Here is a 20897-nt window from a genome sequence, read left to right on the forward strand (position 1 = left end):
GCTTACCTCGCTATTGAACATTTTTCAGAAAATATAGGTGTAGATTATTTGCCTCTTCTCATTAATTCGTTGGTTGTACGTAAAGAGTTTGTGTTGGAAATGCACATTCAGCCCCGTTTCCTGCAATAATATCAAGTATCTTCATCAGGATTTCGTGTTGTACATCATAAAATTGAGCCCCTTTTATCGTTTTGCAATAAGCCGAGACCATAATATTTAAAGAAGAAGGACCAAACTCAACCAAACTTACGGTGACCGTTTGAGATTTATCAATTTCTTTATTCTCCAAAAGAAACGCTTTTATTTCTTGGGTTATTTTATTAATTTTATCTGTATCCTGATAACGAACGCCAATATTTGTTTTAATACGTCGATGCTGCATCCGCGAAGGATTTTCCACACTAATAGTTAAAAATATCCCGTTAGGCACATATAAGGGCCGTTTATCAAAAGTCCTAATACGCGTCATTCGCCAACCAATATATTCCACAACACCTTCAATATTTTTGTCTGGAGAGCGAATCCAGTCTCCCACTTTAAATGGCCTGTCCAGATAAATAACCAAGCCACCAAAAAAATTAGCCAACAAATCCTTAGCAGCTAAAGCAACTCCGGCTCCGCCGATTCCTCCAAAAGCAAGTAACCCAGCTACAGGAATGTCCATGGCCTGCATCATGAGTAGCAGACCAATAATGACCACTGCAATGGTTAGCAGTTGCCGTGTAGCATGCACTAGTGTTTTATCTACTTCTTTCGTTTGTTGCTCACAAAAAACTAAATAGCGCTCTTCAAAACATCGTATAAAACGAACCAATATCCAGCATAGAATAAACACAATACCTATTTGCTTCATTACAGAAAGATTGGCGATTAAAAAAGAATTCTTTTTATAAGCTAAAAAAATAGTACTAGTAATAGACAAACCTAAAAACCAAATTAAAAATCCCATAGGTAAAGCAAACGCCTTTAAAAAAGCTTCTGCAAAGAGCACCTTGCGTTGTTCTGCTTTTTCAGTTAAATGACGGCTAACTCGGGCAAGCACCATATGTACTAGTCCGGTACTAACGATGGCTATAACAATATAAATAATCCACATATTAACTTTCATATAGTCAATCACTTATACCTCCTCTGCTCATGGTCTACCCCTAATTCTAGTTTGGAAATCTTTAATACTACGTCGGGTAAGGGTCGAGTTGCTCCAGTCCTCCCCCTAAAAACCACTTTGCTCGACCAATATTTAGGGAATCATTAATAACTACATCTTTTATCCTCAATAATCAAGCAGTAAAAACCAGTGGGTTATCATACTGCTTAAAGCCAGCGGAAGTGAGCTTATTGTCAATTCCCTCTGAACAATTAGTGATATTCACTCGCAAATAAAATAAATTAACCGCTTATTTTCTAACATTATTTCATGAGATTATAGAATAAAATCAACAACAATGATAAATTTAGAACACCTTGTGGATTTTATGAAGGATACCCATGTTAAACGTAGAAGAGCAGAAGTTTATTGAATTGGTACTGCAGCAATTTCAACAGTTTTTAGAGTCTTACGAGCCAACCCCCATTACGAATTATGCCAGTCTAAGAGAAGCTGTAGCAATTAAAGAATTAGTTGAATCGTGTACGAAACTGAAAGAGCTAATGAAACATCCTGAAACGTTTAAAACAGAGTTTCTAAATTATTTTCATCAACGGAAAAAGATTTTAGCTAATACGGCATTAAGTTTCACTGCTTTACCATTAGGCACAGCAAATCAAATCTATTGGAAATTAGTTCAGCATCTCTTTCACCCCCGGACCTTAAGCGAGATGTTGGCTATTATTATGCCTCAAGTGAAAGGAGTTCGGAGTATCGGAATAAAAGAACAAGTTCCATCCCATATGAGTAATGATGATTTTGTCCAAAAACCACCTTTTTTCATGCAAGAGCAATCTTTGGCAGAATATCCTCTGGCTCAAAATTCTTGTCCAGATCATTTAGGCTCTTATGTCGTTCTTGATGATTATCTGTTTTTTCTGGAGGAAATTGCGTCTTTACCTTTTCATTATCATCAACAAATATATATTCTTTTAAAAGAACAATACCCAGAACTAGCCGCTAAAATTTATTCTCATAGCCATATGTGGGAAGTATTGGAACAGGATATATTACTTTCTTTCGGACAAAGTCCAAGAGAGGCTCTATCGGCTTTATGCAAAGGATTGATTTTAGGAGGCGAACGAATTACAGGGCAATTATATGCTGGTGAAAGTGCCCATCAAGCATGTAAACGGTTTACTATTTATTGGAATCACCTTTCTTCTGAATTCAAACAACAACTAAATCAACTTAAAGATGCTCATGGAGCCTCACTTTCAGAAATCTTGCATGTATTGCTAGAGAAAGGTGGGTGTGTTGAAACAGCTGCGGCCCAATTAAAAAGTCTTTTAGATCGTGCTGAAAATGCCGAACTTTTAGACATTGCCTGTCATATTCAGCCTGAAACAAAAGCCGCTATTGCATTAAAATATAGCTCTGAGCGTAACCCACAAGGTATTATTACCGATGGACAAGAAGTTATAGATACATTACCACAGCCTTATCTTAGCCAATCTTTAGCACAAATAAATCTTCGTAGTCTTGATGATTTTCTTAGTTTGCTCATTAAATTCCCTACTAATTTTTATGCTACCTTGCTTTCGTCCATTCAATTTAAAGATGCCAATTTTTTTGAAGAGTTAAGACTATTGACTGAAGAACATATTTTATCTCCAGAACAGTCTGCTGCCCTAAGTGATGCCATAGAAAATCATTTGCCAAATATCAATGCTGTATTAATTCATGCCATTACTACAGACCAATCTGCTTTATTTGAGGAAAAATTAACCGCTCTTTCACTTGAAGAAGCAAAAAAAGTGCTGGAAGCACGTGATCAGCGAGGGGATACCTTACTGCATAGATTGGCATCAAAACCCGAGTTTCTTCGTGTTATTTTTAAACTATATAACTCTCCTGAAGAGCGAATGCGCTTATTACACATACCTGGAATGATTGGTCAAACAATAGTACATCGAGCTATGCGTAACCTTCCTGCCTTGCAAATTCTTTTAAATGCATGCCCAAGCGATGAATTTAAATTAAAGCTCTTTACCTGCAACCAAAGTATGAAACCTATTCTGATCGAAGCTACCCGTTATCCTGAAGCTTTAACTGCATTGCTGCACTCTTTATCCGACCCAGAAAATAGATTAAAAGCAATTCAAACTCCATTATATAAGGGAGAATCTCTTTTACACCTTGATGATGTTTTAACTCACCCACAATGCATTCAAGCCATTTTAAACACTTTGCCGTCCCAACTTGTTCCTAAAGCGATCTGCTCCAGGTCTGCTCAAGATCTTGATGCGCTCCAAAAAACCATTAAGGATCTTCATCGTTATAAAGAGGCAGTCAATGTTTTATTACATGCTATTGAACCAAGTAAACGATGGTCTTTTTTACTCACTCGTTGTATATCAGAAATTTTACCACCCCCAAGTGAACTAGATAGAGGATTGCGATGGGATGCAAAGACAATCAGAGCATTTAATGAAATGAAACGACTCATGGAAAATAACCTGCTATCGCCAGAAACAATACAATCCTGGAATGAGGAATTTATGGAAGTGCCCAAAGAAAAAAGCCCGCCTTCTTATAACTTTTTTACTATTAATCAACAGGATGTTTTGAATAAGATCCTGGAGGTTATTCGCTGTTATGCACCAGAATCGCATGTTCAATTAGAGGAGCAGGTTAGCCTAGGTTATAGATAATAATATAACAAATACCAGCCAGCATAGCCTAAATGAAATGAAGTCCCCCATCTTCGGTACTGCGAGATTTCTACTTAGGCTATACTGCCTACCCATAGCATCTTGGCTAGAATAAACCTTTTTGTTTAGGAGAACAGTATTGCTCTCTTGCTAACCATTCAATTGACTCCCCTGCCCCCTTAAAAGAAGCTTTAAAAAACAGAATAATTTAATTAACTACTGCTAACGCATTCATAAAACTTGGTCTCTTTAGCGGACAGCAATAGTTTTAGTTTTGCAAGGATATTTTAATATCTGACTTGTATTTTCGTCATCCTCAAACTTTCCTTTAAGCTCATTTTGATTGAAATCTTCTTGTGAGGTCTTTTTACGGCTAAAGAAAAAATTTTTACCCAAATCTCTAAGGGTAGCAAACCTGTTTTTTCTTTCAGAAGTTGATATTTTTTCCTGTGGGCAATTAGTCTGCTGATCTTCATAAAATGTTTGAATATCTTTGTGTGCTATTTTATAAGTTTGTTCCAAAGCACCAGAGAGATATAATTTCTGAATCTCAAGCGTCTTGTCCAATGAAATAGCTTTAATCAACTCAGGGAAAACAAACTGCAATGAATCAAATGCCGGCCTGAAATCACCGCTTTTATGATTAATAATTTGTAAAGTATTATTCTCATCAAAAAAAACATTTCCAGCAGTAATACAAGAAGCATCGAACACTCTGGCGGCTCCTGTCATATGCCAATGTGCTGGAATAAGACCATTAGGACACCCTTCGTGAGCAAATACAAGTTCACCATCCGTTCTTAACAAAAAGCGAAGAACTTTATAAACCTTATTCCCACGAATTTCCTTGTGACAGATTTTATCTTTAAGTAATTGATTAATGTCATTAGGTTTTACTATAAGTGGCGAGCCTTCATAATGTCTGATTGTACCTGTCATTAAAATAGGCCGTTTAATATAGTCTTGGTCAAATAGCTCAGATAACATGTAAAACCCTAAAAGAACAAAATTTATACTATTTTACAGTGAAAATATTAAATAAATATTAAAAGTACAACTGAACGATGATAAAAATTTTGTCGTATGCTCGATGTATTACAATACTTCTACGGAATATAGAAAATAAACCGCTGTTATCTCTGGCGAGTAGTTCCGCATGTCTCGCGAATGCGATCTAAACAGGATTGTGCATCTAGATTCTCATTTCCTATCTCCCTGAAGCTATCACGGTATCACATAGTCTGATTTCTTGCGGCATTATTGATTTCGAGATGGTGTAGCTGCTCAGCTTTTGTAATCAACATCTCGCATTCATTCTTTTTATTAGTGGATATTTCAACATACTCAAACCCATATTGCTGTGCTAATTTCCTTCCTATTTTTTCAGTTAAAAGTGGTTCATTTGCATTTCCTGATGCTCTTAGATCTATATTATTAGCAACTGTTTTGGCATAAAAATTAAGCATGTTTATTTCCAGGCCTCAGATACAAATACATATCCCTTTTTATGAAATGTTTTTATTCGATAAGGCTTTTTACTATTATCATTCAATGCTTTTCTTAAACGTGATATTTTTAAATCGATACTTCTGTCAACACCATCATATTCGCGCCCAGAAAGAGCATACTGAATGCTATTTCTACTAAGCAACCTATCATGATTCTTAACCAACAAAGCAAGAACCTCAAAATCACTGCTACTTATTGAAATTTCTTCACCAAAGAGATGAACACTCTTAGTACTAAAATTGATAAAAAAATTATCAAATTGAAATTGATTTTGATTATTAACTAAATTAGGTCTACGTAACAAGGCCTCTATCCTTGCTTTTAAAACTTCGTCTGGAACAGGTTTAGTTAGGTAGTCATCTGCTCCTAAATTTAAAGAGGATACTTCACTTTCAATATCATTAATGGCTGTTAGCATCAGTATTTTCCCCAAATAGTCCTCTCTAACGGTGTGACATATTTGGTCTCCATTCATGCCAGGAAGCATTATATCTAATATAACTATATCGGGTTGCTCTCGAATAATACGATAGACAGCCTTATCACCGCGCTTTTCAATAGAGACATCATAACCTGCTTCTCGTAGGCTTTCTTTGAGATAATTGGCTAACTTAATGTTATCTTCTACAAGCAATATTGATTTATTTTTCATTCTTACCTTCTAAGCCTCTTTAAAATAAGGAAAACCACCTAATCAGATGCGGTCTGAAATGCTGTTGAAGTTAAGTTTTACATAGATATAAGGAGGGAAGCAAACACACAGCATATATATACATTTTATATACAAATAATTTTTTTAACTCGATATAATAACAAATAGGTTAAGTTTTGCACTCATTTATCATTATGAACTTGAGCATTATAGCTAATGGATGGATGTGCGAAGAGAAATTATGAAATCCAAAAAGGATTTTTTAAAGGCAGCCAACTTTGGGTATCCGATTATTTTGAAGCTGCCTCATTAAGTAAACCTGTATTTGCGTATTATTGTTTTAAAATTAGCACAAGATGGAAAAATTAATTTGATACCCCACTCTATAAATATGGCCATTTTGGCTCTCCAGAAATACGAACCCATAACAATTATAAACAATTAACTGCGCGTATGATTCTATCCCACCAAGCAGCTTTACCCAATGAATCATCATTACCAAAATTTGTTCCTAAAGTTAATGTAGGGGAAAAATTTAATTATTCCGGAGTGGCTTATCAATTTTTAGGTGAGGTGGTACAGAACATCACTACTGACAAAAATAAAATCGAATACCCAGTAATAGTCCTCACATAGACTATGAATCCCTATTAAGTTATGCTATCCACACTTAATAGCCAGAACAAATTTATTCATCTGTATCGAAGTGTAGCCATTAGAGTTACTGACAAGATTAAGGAAGATAACAGACAAACTCCACATTGAAACCATAATTGATCATCTATATCAGGTAGAGATAACTGCTTAATTTATTCGTTAAGCTTTATATTTAAGGAAAAAAGCCATATGCATCAAATTAAAAATAAAAAGAAATTTTTGCTCTGCCTTCTTATGGCAGTTAATGGCATTGTTTCTGCAAAACCAAATTTGGAGAATTTTAATGCATTCCGAGGATTTTATATTGGAGGTAATCTTGGTTATGGCGAAGGTGGAAGTAAGAAACAATTTATCCAAAATGGTTCTGAAATTGTATTCAATATAAATGACTTAGGAGTTAGGGGTATTGATGGAGGTATTGAGGCCGGATATACACATCGTGTTGGCTCCTGGGCTCTTGGATTTTCTCTTGATGAAAACTGGAGTAATAGTACTGGATATCATAAGCACATTGATGGAAAGGAAGCAATTTCTGCTTCCTTAAATAACTCTTTTCAAATTTATGCTCGTGGTGGCTATGTTTTTTTTGAAAGAGTTTTATCTTTTTTAGGATTAGGGTGGGACAATTCATCCTGGACATTAAATAGCACGCATACAAATCCTTTTGGAGTGACAAATCGAGATAACGTAACACAACGCCAGAATGCTCTTTTATGGAAATTAGGAACCGATATTTTGGTGTCATCTTACCTAACTCTCGGATTTGAATACATTGGAACTATGGCAAGTGCAAAACAATATTTTTATCCAAACGAATTATTTAAAGACTTATGGAAACCACAATATAATAAGTATGCTTTTACGATCAAAGTGATTCCCTTTGCAAGCGAAAGTGTCCATGCCTCTACCCCATCCTTATCTAAAGAAGAAAAGACAGCATTCCAAGGCTTTTATTTTGGAGGAAATATAGGTTATGGCAATAGTGTTGGAAAAAAGACTAAATTTATTGTAAATGATATATCTCGCATAGGAATTCCAAACCCCAAAGGAGTTGATGGAGGATTGGGTATAGGATATCTCCATCGTATTCGTTCTTATGCTGTCGGCTTAGCTTTTGATGCCAATTGGTCTAATACAGAAGCAAATAGAATTAATCTCCCTGAGAATAGATCGCAAACAATCAAACTTGAAAACTCGCTTCAACTCTATAGTCGAGCTGGCTATGTATTCTATGAGAAAATAATGCCTTTTGTCGGATTAGGATGGGACAACTCCTTCTGGAACCTTACCCTGAAGGATCCAGTAGATAAAGAGGTACAAAAAAGACATCACAATGCTCTTTTATGGAAAATAGGTATGGATCTTATAGCTACAAAAAATGCAATTTTAGGTTTTGAATATATTGGGACAGCATCCCCTACAGAGAAGTATCGTTACAGAACACCATTTATTAATTTAGATACAGGATCTTTGACGCGCATAACTCATGAATGGAAACCGCAATATAACAAGGTTGCTATGACAGTTAAAGTTATATGCTAATCTACTTAAGATGATAAATTAAAATAGATTGAATGCTTTTAATAGACGAGTAGCAGAGTCTGCAAAATTTTGCAGTGTGCAATTAGTTTTTATAAATTTGTAATACTCTTTCGAACTGTCTTATCTATTCATTGCAAATCAGCATCTGGAAATTCCTTGATGTTGATTGTACTATTTAAAAATAGATTTAATATCCTATAGATTCCTGCTTAACTAAAAGGATACGAATATGTGTAAATTACTATTACCTCGGTTCATGTTACTTATTTCACTTTTTGCATCACCGTTAGTTTATGCTGTTACTAATAATGAAGTAACGGATTGGGCCCAGAAAGTATTAATGTATACTATGTCAATTAGTTATCTGACTACACCTGATGAAGATAAAGAGGCTGCAAAAAATTTCTCTCATTCTGCTTGGGAGTCCGTGAATGGCTTTTATTTTAATGAATCCAAAATAATTAAGCATTACAAACTTACACTCCATCCTAAACCATTGAATTACCCAACCCTAATTAAAGAAGATATGTGTTTTGGGGCACCATGCTGGAGAATCAATCAAACTTATAATATTCCTGAATTGCATCTTAATGTTGCCTTTTCATTACTCATTACTAGTCAAAAAACCGCTAGTAAGTCACCTTTTATAATTAAAAGTCTTAATATGAAAGTTGAACATTATTAAATTACGGACAGAATAAGACTGTATGCTTTATTCATTGCTTGTAGAAGTGATTTATTTGGACTTTTAAAAGCCCCATCAGAACAAACTGACAGAGCTTTTTAAAGTTGCCAACTATATATTACTTAGCAGCTGCTGCTTTCTTTTCTTTTTCTTTGGCAATCACAGCTTCAGCTACACTGCTGGGGCAAGGAGCATAGTGAGAAAACTCCATTGAAAATTGACCACGACCAGAGGTAAGGGTGCGCAAAGTACTAATGTAACCAAACATTTCTGAAAGAGGAACATCGGCCTTAATGCGGACACCAGCTGCACTGGGTTCCTGGCCCGAGATCATGCCGCGACGACGGTTCAAGTCACCAATCACATTACCTACATCCTCTTCTGTACTATAAACGTCAACCTTCATAATTGGTTCAAGCAATTGAGGGGCAGCTTTTGGTATAGATTGGCGGAAAGCGCCTTTTGCAGCAATTTCAAATGCGATTGCTGAAGAGTCAACGGGGTGATAAGCACCATCGGAGAGGTCAACTACAACATCTAATACAGGAAACCCTGCTAAAGTGCCTGTACCCATCATTGAACGGAAACCTTTCTCAATTGCAGGAAAAAATTCTTTTGGGACATTTCCACCGACAACGGATGTGGTAAAAGTGAATCCAGTGTTTGGCTCACCTGGTGAGATAGTGTAGTCAATTTTACCGTATTGACCAGCTCCACCTGATTGTTTTTTGTGAGTATAGCTGTCTTGAATCGATTTAGTTATGGTTTCGCGGTAAGCAACCTGTGGTTGGCCCACTATTAATTCAACGTCGTAAGTACGCTTCAGAATATCTACTTTAATATCAAGATGCAATTCACCCATACCACGAAGAATGGTTTCACCTGAATCCTCATCAGTTTCAACCCTAAACGTTGGATCCTCTGCAACCATTTTACCAATAGCAATACTCATTTTTTCGGTAGAGCCTTTATCTTTTGGCGTGACTGCAATGGAGATAACTGGTTCAGGGAAAACCATCGCTTCAAGTGTACATTCATGATTAGGATCGCAAAGAGTATGACCGGTTCGAACATTTTTCATACCTACAATCGCGATAATATCGCCTGCTTCAGCACCTTGCAATTCATTACGCTCATTTGCCTGCATTTCAACCATACGGCCGACTCGTTCCGTTTTACCGGTAAAGGAGTTAAGAATAGTATCACCTTTATTAAGTTTTCCCGAATAGATGCGTACGAACGTTAGAGCACCAAAACGGTCATCCATGATTTTAAATGCCAAGGCACGAAATGGCTCATCAGGAGAAACAATAGCAAACTGACCGTTTGGCTCACCTTCAGCATTGGTCAAAGGTTGTGGATTAACCTCATGTGGAGCAGGCAAATAGTCAACCACAGCATCCAATAACAGCTGCATTCCTTTGTTTTTAAAGGCTGAACCACAATAAGTTGGGAAGAAGGCTAATTCAAGAGTACCTTTACGGATACAACGCTTAATTTCTTCTATTGCAGGCTCCTCTCCTTCTAAATAAGCCATCAGCAAATCATCATCCATTTCAAGTGCTGTTTCAATTAATTGCGCGCGATACATTTCAACATCGTCATGCATGTCGGCGGGTACATCAGTAACTTTGTAATTTTCTGGCTGGCCAGACTCGTCCCAAACATACGCTTTACGAGTTAATAAATCGACAACACCTACGAAGCTGTCTTCATAACCAATAGGCAAAGTCATAATTAAAGGATTTGCACCCAATACTTTTTTAATTTGTTCAGTCACTTTCAAGAAGTTCGCGCCAATACGATCCAGTTTGTTTACGAAAATCAAGCGAGATACTTTTGAATTGTTCGCATAGCGCCAATTGGTTTCTGACTGAGGCTCAACACCACCAGAACCACAGAATACCCCGATACCACCATCAAGTACTTTCAGTGAACGATATACCTCTACAGTAAAGTCAACGTGTCCTGGGGTATCGATTACGTTGAAGCGATGTCCTTTCCAGAAGCAACTTACTGCTGCTGACTGGATGGTAATGCCACGCTCCGCTTCCTGTTCCATGAAGTCGGTTGTTGATTCACCATCGTGAACTTCACCTATCTTGTGGATTTTACCAGTGAGCTTAAGAATACGCTCGGTAGTGGTGGTTTTTCCGGCATCTACGTGAGCGAAGATCCCAATGTTTCTATAAAGGTTTAAATCAGTCATAGCACTCTTATAAAGTTTAAATGGTTAAAAAATTGTCGCATATTGTACAGGATTTTATGTCGATTTGCAGCAAAATTTGTTCCATTAACTTATTTATATTTTTCTCCTATTGGTTTATAAAACAGAATCGTTTACACTCGCTAATTCATCTTTAGAAAATTCCATTTTTTTTCTCTGTAAAATTTCATCCCGACTAAATTCAATAACATTTTTGTTTGCTATGCACCGCCAATTTTGCATATTAGTTATATATTCTTTATCTTTAATCTTAAATACGTCTGGTATGAATGCTGCCACATTTTCGCCCGCATTTTTATCTCTTGCTGAAGCAAATATAAAGGCCTCTACTTTTGCCTCCCTCATTTCCGTACCCAATAATTGACTTTGTTCATAATTTGTTTTGCTAGAAATTTTATCTTGATATTTCTGAAATGGAGCTTTTGTTAAGTCGATTCCATTTTTTGTTTTTATATAGGCCTTAAATGCAGTCATTCGAATCTCAATGTATTCTAGATTAGCTGCAGTATCATCAAAAAATTTCAACCGGTAAAATGCTACTTCTGCAAAAGCTGTTTGCAAAGATAAAGATCCATACCATAGTGAAGGTTCATAAGTATTGCCAAATCGGGATCCATACTCAAGTGGAGGATATCTGAAAGGAGTAAAAATTAAATAATGCTTATTATTAGCTGCGTGAGGTTTTGAATTGTCTAGTAATTTTTCTAAAAGATCGTGCTCTTCGCTACTATCCACTAAATCTCTAGAGCTTGAACTATATTGATCCTCAACTATTCTCCAAGGTTCCAACTCCAAATATTTGAAAAATTTCACTCCCTCGCATTCAGTCCAAATACTCATAGTTTACCGCGCATTGCATCTAAGTAGTTAAGTACACGAATTAAACCAGGGATAGTTTTCATTTCTTCTATAGGTTTATTTTTAAAATATTTATTTTGACTATTGAGCCATAATTTAGCCTTTTCATGATTATTTCCAACCATAGCATTTAGGCTTCTGTATATCCTTAAAAGTAATAGAGCGATTTCACCTTCTTTCGTATGAGGTGAAATTAACTTTTTCCCCTGACTGAGGCGAGATGTACTGGGCTCACTTATTCCAATGATTTTACTTAAGTCTTTGCCGGTTAAAGAATAAAACTTTGCCAGGTTGCATAAAGCCTTCGACAATACAATTTCTTCTTTATGACGTACATTATTAGACGCTTTCATTTTGAACCTCCTTTCATTTGAAATTATAGTAATATTATATTTCATATGCAAGTCATTTATATTCTATCTTAGAATTCTAAGTTGACAAATGGAACTTTTATACGACATAGAAATTCTTGGCATAGCAGGATGATGTACTAGCTATAGATATTAGAGGAGACGAAAATAGACGCGTCTCCAAAGTGTAGATAGCTTGATCAAGCGCATGGTGCTATCAACGGAGATTCAAACGAAACAGATTCACTTGTTTGATAAAATGGATTTACCACTTCGCTGCATTCATTTCCTGAGATCTTAATGCAACTGAGAATGTCTTTGGGCATAAAATTTAACGCCATCAAATGACCTTTACCAACACTTTTGCTCTTATTAAGCGTTGCTATTTGTGTCGCATTAAGCATCACCATGTAACAAAACACTGTTGTCCTTTCTGCTTCCCGCCCTTCCTGTGCAAATAAATCATCAGTGGAAGTATAAAACATCCGAGACACCAAAGGATTTCTTGCATAGTTCCAAGTACTTACTTGCTGCATATTATCTATTATTTCAACAATTGGGATGTAATAGGTTTTCAGATCATTTTTTATTGAAGGAACATCCCTTTGCGTAAAAAAAGTTGCTTGCACCATTTATATTCTCCCTATATATCCATTTGTTCACTAATTAACTACTTTTATACGCCAGTTAAGATGTTTTTAATAAAAGCTTAATTCTTATACCATATAATTTGATCATTAGACACCCACTTTTAATGAATTATGAACGATTTTGTTAGCACAATTACAAAAGCAAATGCGAAATTAGCGATCTTCAAAGAACTTGCTCGTAAAGAAAGTATAAAATGGTTTCACGATGATTCGCGTTATCAGGCTATTAGCTACATCCAAAAAAAATTAGCTTTACACGATCATATGACCATTAGTGAGCTAGAGAAAGCTATTCGTTTTATAGAGGAAATGAAGATCACTACCGAAAATAAAAAAACAGAGGATTTCAAAAACGTACTTTCTAAAAATTTCCATTATCGAACTCTAGCTTCTTTTGATATTGATGAGTTTCCAGTCAGAGTAAAAAGACCGCAGAAACCAGAACCATCCGTTATCATTAGTAAAAGTGCCTCTTTATGTGGTTTTCTTGCAGAAGTCCATAGCACACTAATTAGCCACTATGAACTCTCCAAAGCTCATGCAGAAGGACATATTCCAGTGAGCAAGATCCACTACAACGCTGACTTAATGAAACAGACGCAAATAGCACAAGACATTAAAAATACAACAAAAGCGGCTACAACAAGTGACCACTCAACGTCTGTTATGGATATTCGCCGTGGAGGAACGACCTTTTATGGAGTAAAGATAGATACCGGAAAAAACGATATCTACGCTCTTTCCACCATCGAAAATTTTACGGGTGATAAAATTGATGTCCATGGATCCAAAGCCAATAAAATTTTTCATTTTGGTGGTCAAATACTACATGGGATAATTTTAGATGAATTTGAAAACTCGATGGAGTTAATCGATGAAGAACAACATTTAACTGAGGGCTTAAAGCCTACTCTTACGCGCGGACGAGTCAATTGGTCGAAAAATTCAGAAACGGGTCAAATTTATGCAACAGTGGAATTAAAAATCCTTGCTTGTGCTTTTATCGATCCTATAGATACAAGTAAAATGCCGAAACATTTTGCAATAAGAAGTGATGGCATCACTTTAGACACGATTGACGAAAGCATGCTTCCTCATCTCAATCGAATCGCTACACAGGATGAAAATGATATTGTACCTATTTGTACTTTTAGAGCCAAATTGGATCTGACTCAAGATCCAAGCACTCAAGAGTATTATCTAAAAATGAATGAATTTGTTGTAAAAATAAATACCCCCGATATGATTTCTCGTAAAGATCCTAATCACCAACCAAAACCTAGTTGGTATTATGATATTTAAATCCCTAGATCGTTTTATCTACACCTGGCACAGTATTGAAATAGACTTTGCTGCCGTCATTCTTCAACTTTGTAAGATTTTGTAGTTACTAATAATAAGATTTTTATCGAGTAAAAATGCTCTGATCATGTTGCACAAAAATACAAGAATCACAAAAGTATATTTCATACTCCAATTGAAAAAGTAATATTTGTATTTTACAGTTCATTTTATATTACAATATCTTCTTATCTATTAAATTAGTTCCTATATGAGTTGTATAGAAAAAACTATTAAAATACCGGGCTTTAATTTAGCATTAAAAATCTGGAATGCGAATTGCCCTAACCCCATTCTATGTCTTCATGGGAAAATGGATAATGCAGCGAGCTTTGATTTATTAGCCCCTTTATTTCCAGAAAGACAAATCGTAGCCGTTGATTTCCCGGGCACAGGTTATTCAAGCCATTATCCAGATGGTGTGCTTCCTAATTGGAAAAATGATGCTTATTTAATGTTGCATTTAATCAATGCATTAGGTTGGAACTCTTTTGATATTATCGCCCATTCGTTAGGCTCCTTAGTAGCAACTACCCTAGGAATTGCTCAACCCAAGCAAGTTGGTCAAATAATTTATCTTGATATTTTAGGGCCCACACTGAACTTTATTGACAAAAAAATCGATTATTTTCATTTTGATGTTGAAACTTATTTATCATTTAATCCAGAAAAGCGCACTACATTTCCTGATCAGAAATCTGTCATTCAAGATAGAATGCTCATTGGAAAGATAAGTTATGCAGCTGCTAAGGCATTAGTAAAACGAGGAACTATAGAAGATGAAAATGGATGGTATTGGACATTTGATAGGCGATTGCGATGTGTCAGTTCCACACTTCCTTGTGAGGATGAATTAAGGCAAATGTTTTATGCTTTAGATAAGCCTGTTTCCCTAATTCGAGCAAATCAAGGAGTTCCCTACCCTCAAGATATTTTTAAAAGTAGAACTCAATGCTTTCGTGATTTAACAATCTATGAAGTTCAAGGCGGCCATCATGTACACATGGATAATCCAATGCCAGTAGCCAATCTTATAGCTCAAATTTTAAATAATGAATTTTAGTTGGGTATGTGCAATCCCTCTATTCACAGGATAAGAATATGAAAAATAATGATGTTTCTTTATCATCCGATATGCTGAACTTTGAGAAAAGTATTGCTTACTTTTTTGGCGTTAAAAATACAGATAAAGTAGCTATTCATTATATTCACGCAGTAAAAGAAATAGAGAAATTAGGTAAAGAAACGAATGATAATATACTTCGAATGCACTTAATGCCGCATTTACGGCTAGCATATCAAGAAATTAAAGACCAAAAACAATTGCAATTTAATGTTGAAAAAGCAGCTGAATTAGAATTCGAATTATTTGTAGGTGGAAAACGAAATTCGAGTTTTGAGAATGATTATCAAATATTAGTCAGAATTTATGAAACCGTATTTCAAACAAAATCAGATAGAATATTGAGAGCTGCTATGCTCAGAGCATTTTTGTTTCAATATAAAATTACCATTTTTGAAGCAACCGAACAATTAACACCATCTGATCAAGACACTCTTTTAATGTTAGCCAAAATTAGTGAAGATGAAATGAGCTTGCTTGAAAATAAATTGATAAATAAGCACCATGAAAAAACTTTCCAATAAATTAAATCTGCATCTACCTTTTCAGAAAATATTACAAGATACTCTATAAGCAGAATGCCGTAAGTAAGATTTAGCAAAAATAATCCTTTAATTCCCAAATTTTTTCCCAAACGATATTCGCTTTTTGACTTCCTATCAAAAGTTTCAAATGCTTCGAATATTACCTTATCCATTTCCTAATGCTCATTGTTTACGTTCCCGGCAGCCTTATTGCAAATAATTCTCTTATTTAACCCAATATTCATGCCTATATGAGTTAAGCCTTTAAAAATTATCACATATTTGTATCTCATATATGATATATAAAAACAATTAATTGTACTTATTTTACCCATAGTGATTAAATTAAAATGAAACTAAGGAGCTTAATTATGGGTATCAAACAAATTGTTCAATCAGATGAAAATCCGAAAATTGCCAGACTGAATGATTTAATTGAGCAATATAATCAAATGCACTCAAAACCTAATGCTGTAGCATTATTACAAAAAATTGAGGCGATGAAAAATCAAATTTATTCGGATAGTGAATTAAGAAACAACGGTAACTTTATGGAATGGTACTTTACTAATCCGATTACGAATGAAATAAGAGACAAGAAATTAGGCAAGGATATAAATCTTATTTTTATTGAAGATTCAAAAAGCGAGATCAAAAATTTAACACTCGAATATTGGAAAAAAATGACCAAGCACGTGATGTTAGGAACTCGCTCTAAGAATTGCTGTAAAATGGATGATCTCATTTCCGCAGTTGAAACTGCCCGTCAAAACTTGAACAAACAGCAAGGCTCACAGGATCAAGCTCCGTTAGAACTGAAAAATTCATTGGAAGCGTTGCAAGTACAAACGTTGTTTATGATAAATAATGAAATTATCAACAGTAAGCGTAATACACAGGAAAGTTTTGAGACCCTTATAAATATAACCAATTATCTTTTAAAGGATTTACTTAATAGTTATCCTGAACTGATAAATACTCCCGAGTATGAATACACATCTTTAATTGAATCACTGATTGCTGCAGATACAGAGTCTCAGATAGAAATATTCCGGAAACTGTTTCACACTCAAGATCCACTGCAATTGAATGGATTCGATGTCACCTATATCGGTGGCGGAAATAACAAAATATGGCTGGCTGAGAATGAGAAAGGCAACTCACAGTTTATTATAAGACTAGAGAATGCTGATGTACCGAAAACAGATTACAGTTTAGTAGATGAAATGAAGAATGATGGTGCAATAAAAAATAATCTCGCACAAGATTATTTTTATTGTCCTGTGATATTGCCCCAGCGAGGGAGGGATCCCAAACGGTGTATCAATGTGGCAGTTTCAGAGTTTTGTCCAGATGGCGATCTTCGCAATCATCATATACAAACAATTGCAAATGGACAGGAAACAGATAAAAACATCACCCGTTGTCTAGGTACACTTGATGCAATAGAACAAGTAGCAAAGATTGCTTCTGATTTTAATCAAAAAAACATGGCTTATATGGATATTAAGGCTACAAATTTTTTGAAGCGATCCAATCAGCTGATAACAGCAGATACAAAATCTGTTGTCCGCACGGATAAAGACAATCTAGTGGACGTGAGTGATATCAGCACTACCTTTGAACCACCTGAATACAGATTTGGGGTTGAACGAACTGTGGAGGCAGGGGCTTATATGGCCTATCAAATTGGCTTAATGGCTTATGATCTAATGGTCAGCACTCAAGAACATAATGCCCAGGATAGCATCTTGAATAATCTCCAAAAAAGAGAATCATTAGATTTTAATTTACCAGTTTTTAATACTCTGGAAGGTAAGGACATTAAAAATTTCATTGAAACCATCCTGAATCCAGAGCCTCATTGTAGACTTCCTCTTGATGTAATCATAGGGAAAGCTCGGGCTTTAAAAATACTGCACAGTGAAGAGATAGAGGATAAATGGAATGGTAATACGTTTCGTGATAATGAAAGCGAAAGCTCTTTTGCTCTTGATTTACTTAAGCCTATAAAGAATTGCCAAGAATTTTTTAAGCAATTTAAGCATGAATATAAAGAAATCACTCAAAAAACAACAGACAAAGAAGAACCTAATCTAACTTCAGCTCGATATAAATAATTTGGACTGATTTGAAGTTCTTAGCTGATTTCTATGCTTTCCATACAATCTTCTTCACCTAATATCAGCTTTATGGAAAAAACATGGGAATTTCTCCCGCGAAGAACTTTAGGGTTTTGATCTTATGAGATTTATAAATCAAGTCGTAACAACAGATGAGTCTATACAAATAAGCATCAAACAATTACTAGTTAATACTCGAAATTAACAAACTGTACTATTATTTAACATACAATCCATTGTCAACTGGTAACTAATTAGCAGAATTGATAAGGAAAAATGATTACAAAATTTGATGTATTAAGACGTGTTTAAACTCTGTAACTGGAGGATGTTACTATGTTTATGAAATTGGGGATGAAACCAAAAAAATCGAGCACAAACTTTAAAAAACAAAAATTTATTGCCAATTCTTTAGACGGAATGCAAAACCGTGGAATTTCCAGCTATGCCTTTCACCCATTTAATATAGAATGGAGCAAACCTGAAAAGCAACGAATTGCTAAAGAAATGACCATAAATACGATTATATCTACCCCCCATCCTTCTAGAGCAAATACAACACAACCATTATTTCCTCCCGGTAAAAAACAACATCCGTCAGTAGTATATGCTATGGGAAGTACTTATGGTATGCCGTGTGCTGTGGATAAAATTTTTGCTGTTTGTGCTGAGCATTACTTATTAATGCGAACAGCAATTGGTATAACAAGAAATCCAAGCCCGCAAATTTATGAAGCTTGCTGTATTATAGCTGGTGAGCTTGGAAAAGAGCTAGAAAAATTAGAACCTAAAACTCTTGCAACTATTTTTGAAATCGGATCTAATGTAGCAGAGAGTCGATCTAAAGATGTCCTTGAAAATCAACGTTTATTAATTGAAATCCTTAAAAATAATCAACAAGTTCCCCCACAAAAACTGCTCCGAGTGCTTGAAGTGGTTTTATCACCATTGGGAATGCTTGCAAATGCATATGGAGAAAAATTCTGTAAAATTGCAAAGGCAAAAGAACAAGGAAAAGACGTAAGAGAATTAGAAAAGTTTATGGAAGAAATAATCATGCCTTCATTAAAACCCTTTCATGTTCCATACATCAAAGCGCAAGGTTCACCCTATTCCCATTTACAGTTACAAGAATATATACACGGAGCTGAAATATCAGAATCGGAACTTGTTACAGTAAACCATTTCCTTGAATGTTGTGAAGGAAAGCAAGACAGTATTCCAGAAATCCCCAAATTACGTAGTGTAAAAGTTTTGGATCCTACAGGAAGAACAATCCAATTACATGACCATATGAATCTACCTCATTTTTTTGATGTCTCTGGTACTACTGGTGCAGTAATGCAAGCTGCAATGGGGCTTTTACATAAAGCGGGTAGATCAGATCTTATAAATACCACTGAAAAAACAACTCAATTGGGCATGGTTCTCGCTGGCTGTAATTTCTACAAACAAGGGTATCATAATTACTATGAAGTTTTGCCGGCTTTAAATTGGTGCAACTGCCATTTTTGGAAGGAAAACTATGTACAACTGACGCCTACGGAACTTCTTCATGCAGTTCCAGATTCATTAAAAGAATGCGTTAATCCCTCTACTCCAATGGCGTCGATAATCGATGACACATTGGATTTGGTGACAGAGCACTTTGATTTACACCATGAATTATTCATAGCCGATCTTCAAGCAAAAGCCCGACAAATGCAGGAATCAACTCTTCCTACTTTTAGCAATACTGAGCCAAAATAGGTTAATTTCTCAATCAATTAATTTTAGCTAGAATGGCTAAAATTAATTGTAAGATAATCTATATATCCTGTTTAAAACATAGTTGATTTATTAAAGCTTTGACGCGCTAGATATAGCAACTCCAGCTATTGCAAGATGCTTTACTCATTTCAGCGACTTTTTCAAAATGAAAAGCTTTGTGCTGCGGCATGTAAATAATCAGAAAATCCATTCGGGACTCTATTAGCTGAATCGACATCAATCAAAACTATTCCATCCTTATTATATCCCCAATTTTTTTGATGCAAATCTTGTATGAATGTAGATGCTACCATTAATTTAGCCACTTCTTTTTTAGGAATATTTTTTAGATCATTTTTATTTTCCTCCATATATTTGAAATCTATTTCTGCATGGCCAGAATAAAAATTTTCATGTGTCCCGTTATTTTCCCTAAAAAATTGATCGTTAGGTGTTTGTAATTTTAAATTATTGATACCAAAATTCTGATTAAATTTTTCATAACTTATCAGACCAGGCTGATTAGGAGCGGCGCTAGCCTCTTGCCACGAGTAATGAGCCGATAATTTTTTTAGGAAAAATCTCGTATTATTGAAATGGCATATTTTTCCTTGAATTACACCCTCTTTTTTGGGCCCACAATTCATATTTTCAGTAATATCAATCATGGGTTTATCATGAATGGTAGCCTGTTTTTTAGGTAATAACGGATGTTGCTGTCGCTTCGTATGAATAGAGTTCATTAATACTGGAACAAGCGAACGTACTAGGTAAGGAGCAAGTATTGTAAATAAAATAATAGTACTATAATTCCATTGACAAGATTGAGAATCATCTTCTAGTACTTTACGCTTGGTTTTCTTGCTGAAAAATTCTTGTTGTTTACGTTGCAATGAAAGTTGTTGTGGAATATGCCAACCTTTTATGTCTTGTACATGCCTATTTAACTTTTGCTTCATACTACCTATATATTGTAATTCTTAATAAATTATTAAATTCCTCCTTTTTTGTGTCCAGGAACAGGGCGATTTCATCAAAGTTTAAAAACCTATCACTTTTCTCAAATATTTAGTAGAAAGGGCAGCTTTCAATCGTTTTAAAGCAAT

The 20897-nt window shown here is 35.2% G+C and carries 18 protein-coding genes; 9 read left to right on the forward strand and 9 right to left on the reverse strand.

The features are described 5' to 3' along the window. Window positions 1–61 precede the first annotated feature (61 nt). Window positions 62–1120: a mechanosensitive ion channel family protein gene (locus tag Lsan_RS17565; RefSeq protein ID WP_237762194.1), complete on the reverse strand. Its 1059-nt coding sequence runs from the start codon at window positions 1118–1120 to the stop codon at window positions 62–64. A gap of 368 nt (window positions 1121–1488) precedes the next feature. Here Lsan_RS17565 and Lsan_RS17570 point away from each other — a divergent pair, with 368 nt between their 5' ends. After that, the gene (locus tag Lsan_RS17570; RefSeq protein WP_058515425.1) at window positions 1489–3801 is read left to right on the forward strand and encodes a hypothetical protein; all 2313 of its coding nucleotides are present in this window, start codon (window positions 1489–1491) and stop codon (window positions 3799–3801) included. 249 nt (window positions 3802–4050) lie between these two features. On the opposite strand, the gene Lsan_RS17575 is transcribed toward Lsan_RS17570, so the two are convergent. From Lsan_RS17575 to Lsan_RS17585, 3 genes are all read right to left on the reverse strand, one after another. Continuing rightward, the gene (locus Lsan_RS17575; RefSeq protein ID WP_237762195.1) at window positions 4051–4788 is read right to left on the reverse strand and encodes a hypothetical protein; all 738 of its coding nucleotides are present in this window, start codon (window positions 4786–4788) and stop codon (window positions 4051–4053) included. A 245-nt stretch (window positions 4789–5033) separates the two neighbouring features. Beyond that, complete coding sequence (locus Lsan_RS17580) at window positions 5034–5267, reverse strand: hypothetical protein (protein ID WP_058515426.1); 234 nt, start codon at window positions 5265–5267, stop codon at window positions 5034–5036. Between the two features lie 2 nt (window positions 5268–5269). Beyond that, on the reverse strand, window positions 5270–5962 hold the full coding sequence (locus Lsan_RS17585; RefSeq protein ID WP_058515427.1) for a response regulator: 693 nt from the start codon (window positions 5960–5962) through the stop codon (window positions 5270–5272). A gap of 453 nt (window positions 5963–6415) precedes the next feature. Here Lsan_RS17585 and Lsan_RS17590 point away from each other — a divergent pair, with 453 nt between their 5' ends. The 3 genes from Lsan_RS17590 (at window position 6416) to Lsan_RS17600 (ending at window position 8846) form a co-directional block, all read left to right on the forward strand. Continuing rightward, complete coding sequence (locus tag Lsan_RS17590; RefSeq protein ID WP_058515428.1) at window positions 6416–6598, forward strand: hypothetical protein; 183 nt, start codon at window positions 6416–6418, stop codon at window positions 6596–6598. Between the two features lie 210 nt (window positions 6599–6808). Then, window positions 6809–8161 (forward strand): hypothetical protein, encoded by a 1353-nt coding sequence (locus Lsan_RS17595; protein ID WP_058515429.1) that lies wholly within the window; start codon window positions 6809–6811, stop codon window positions 8159–8161. Between the two features lie 229 nt (window positions 8162–8390). Further along, window positions 8391–8846, forward strand: coding sequence for a hypothetical protein (locus tag Lsan_RS17600; RefSeq protein ID WP_058515430.1), 456 nt, complete (start codon window positions 8391–8393; stop codon window positions 8844–8846). Between the two features lie 118 nt (window positions 8847–8964). On the opposite strand, the gene fusA is transcribed toward Lsan_RS17600, so the two are convergent. The 4 genes from fusA to Lsan_RS17620 all read right to left on the reverse strand — a co-directional run bounded on the left by fusA (window position 8965) and on the right by Lsan_RS17620 (window position 12913). Further along, window positions 8965–11055 carry an elongation factor G gene (gene fusA, locus Lsan_RS17605; RefSeq protein WP_058515431.1) on the reverse strand — a complete coding sequence of 697 codons (2091 nt, stop codon included), beginning with the start codon at window positions 11053–11055 and terminating at the stop codon, window positions 8965–8967. Between the two features lie 114 nt (window positions 11056–11169). Next, window positions 11170–11886, reverse strand: a complete 717-nt coding sequence (locus Lsan_RS17610) for an RES family NAD+ phosphorylase (protein WP_237762197.1) — start codon at window positions 11884–11886, stop codon at window positions 11170–11172. 23 nt (window positions 11887–11909) lie between these two features. Then, complete coding sequence (locus tag Lsan_RS17615) at window positions 11910–12284, reverse strand: antitoxin Xre/MbcA/ParS toxin-binding domain-containing protein (protein WP_058515433.1); 375 nt, start codon at window positions 12282–12284, stop codon at window positions 11910–11912. 197 nt (window positions 12285–12481) lie between these two features. Then, the gene (locus Lsan_RS17620; RefSeq protein ID WP_058515434.1) at window positions 12482–12913 is read right to left on the reverse strand and encodes a hypothetical protein; all 432 of its coding nucleotides are present in this window, start codon (window positions 12911–12913) and stop codon (window positions 12482–12484) included. A 129-nt stretch (window positions 12914–13042) separates the two neighbouring features. On the opposite strand from Lsan_RS17620, the gene Lsan_RS17625 reads away from it, so the two are divergent. From Lsan_RS17625 to Lsan_RS17650, 5 genes are all read left to right on the forward strand, one after another. Further along, a complete protein-coding gene (locus tag Lsan_RS17625; protein WP_058515435.1) occupies window positions 13043–14233 on the forward strand; it encodes a hypothetical protein in 1191 nt (396 codons plus the stop codon). Window positions 14234–14483: 250 nt separating this feature from the next. Next, on the forward strand, window positions 14484–15335 hold the full coding sequence (locus Lsan_RS17630; RefSeq protein WP_133134331.1) for an alpha/beta fold hydrolase: 852 nt from the start codon (window positions 14484–14486) through the stop codon (window positions 15333–15335). Between the two features lie 38 nt (window positions 15336–15373). Then, on the forward strand, window positions 15374–15919 hold the full coding sequence (locus Lsan_RS17635) for a hypothetical protein (protein ID WP_058515437.1): 546 nt from the start codon (window positions 15374–15376) through the stop codon (window positions 15917–15919). Between the two features lie 371 nt (window positions 15920–16290). Next, window positions 16291–18039, forward strand: a complete 1749-nt coding sequence (locus Lsan_RS23215; RefSeq protein WP_237762198.1) for a protein kinase family protein — start codon at window positions 16291–16293, stop codon at window positions 18037–18039. A gap of 339 nt (window positions 18040–18378) precedes the next feature. Next, window positions 18379–19791: a hypothetical protein gene (locus Lsan_RS17650; protein ID WP_058515438.1), complete on the forward strand. Its 1413-nt coding sequence runs from the start codon at window positions 18379–18381 to the stop codon at window positions 19789–19791. Between the two features lie 161 nt (window positions 19792–19952). On the opposite strand, the gene Lsan_RS17655 is transcribed toward Lsan_RS17650, so the two are convergent. Next, a complete protein-coding gene (locus tag Lsan_RS17655) occupies window positions 19953–20750 on the reverse strand; it encodes a hypothetical protein (protein WP_058515439.1) in 798 nt (265 codons plus the stop codon). Window positions 20751–20897 lie beyond the last annotated feature (147 nt).

This window comes from Legionella santicrucis (assembly GCF_001468135.1).
GTDB lineage: Bacteria > Pseudomonadota > Gammaproteobacteria > Legionellales > Legionellaceae > Legionella > Legionella santicrucis.

What these genes read in the sequence shown, in the direction of transcription:
- Lsan_RS17595 (WP_058515429.1), top strand. Translation starts at nt 6,809, where the DNA reads ATGCATCAAATTAAAAATAAAAAGAAATTTTTGCTCTGCCTTCTTATG.
- Lsan_RS17600 (WP_058515430.1), top strand. Translation starts at nt 8,391, where the DNA reads ATGTGTAAATTACTATTACCTCGGTTCATGTTACTTATTTCACTTTTT.
- fusA (WP_058515431.1), bottom strand. Translation starts at nt 11,055, where the DNA reads ATGACTGATTTAAACCTTTATAGAAACATTGGGATCTTCGCTCACGTA.
- Lsan_RS23215 (WP_237762198.1), top strand. Translation starts at nt 16,291, where the DNA reads ATGGGTATCAAACAAATTGTTCAATCAGATGAAAATCCGAAAATTGCC.
- Lsan_RS17655 (WP_058515439.1), bottom strand. Translation starts at nt 20,750, where the DNA reads ATGAAGCAAAAGTTAAATAGGCATGTACAAGACATAAAAGGTTGGCAT.
- Lsan_RS17620 (WP_058515434.1), bottom strand. Translation starts at nt 12,913, where the DNA reads ATGGTGCAAGCAACTTTTTTTACGCAAAGGGATGTTCCTTCAATAAAA.
- Lsan_RS17575 (WP_237762195.1), bottom strand. Translation starts at nt 4,788, where the DNA reads ATGTTATCTGAGCTATTTGACCAAGACTATATTAAACGGCCTATTTTA.
- Lsan_RS17630 (WP_133134331.1), top strand. Translation starts at nt 14,484, where the DNA reads ATGAGTTGTATAGAAAAAACTATTAAAATACCGGGCTTTAATTTAGCA.
- Lsan_RS17580 (WP_058515426.1), bottom strand. Translation starts at nt 5,267, where the DNA reads ATGCTTAATTTTTATGCCAAAACAGTTGCTAATAATATAGATCTAAGA.
- Lsan_RS17615 (WP_058515433.1), bottom strand. Translation starts at nt 12,284, where the DNA reads ATGAAAGCGTCTAATAATGTACGTCATAAAGAAGAAATTGTATTGTCG.
- Lsan_RS17625 (WP_058515435.1), top strand. Translation starts at nt 13,043, where the DNA reads ATGAACGATTTTGTTAGCACAATTACAAAAGCAAATGCGAAATTAGCG.
- Lsan_RS17590 (WP_058515428.1), top strand. Translation starts at nt 6,416, where the DNA reads ATGATTCTATCCCACCAAGCAGCTTTACCCAATGAATCATCATTACCA.
- Lsan_RS17650 (WP_058515438.1), top strand. Translation starts at nt 18,379, where the DNA reads ATGTTTATGAAATTGGGGATGAAACCAAAAAAATCGAGCACAAACTTT.
- Lsan_RS17585 (WP_058515427.1), bottom strand. Translation starts at nt 5,962, where the DNA reads ATGAAAAATAAATCAATATTGCTTGTAGAAGATAACATTAAGTTAGCC.
- Lsan_RS17635 (WP_058515437.1), top strand. Translation starts at nt 15,374, where the DNA reads ATGAAAAATAATGATGTTTCTTTATCATCCGATATGCTGAACTTTGAG.
- Lsan_RS17570 (WP_058515425.1), top strand. Translation starts at nt 1,489, where the DNA reads ATGTTAAACGTAGAAGAGCAGAAGTTTATTGAATTGGTACTGCAGCAA.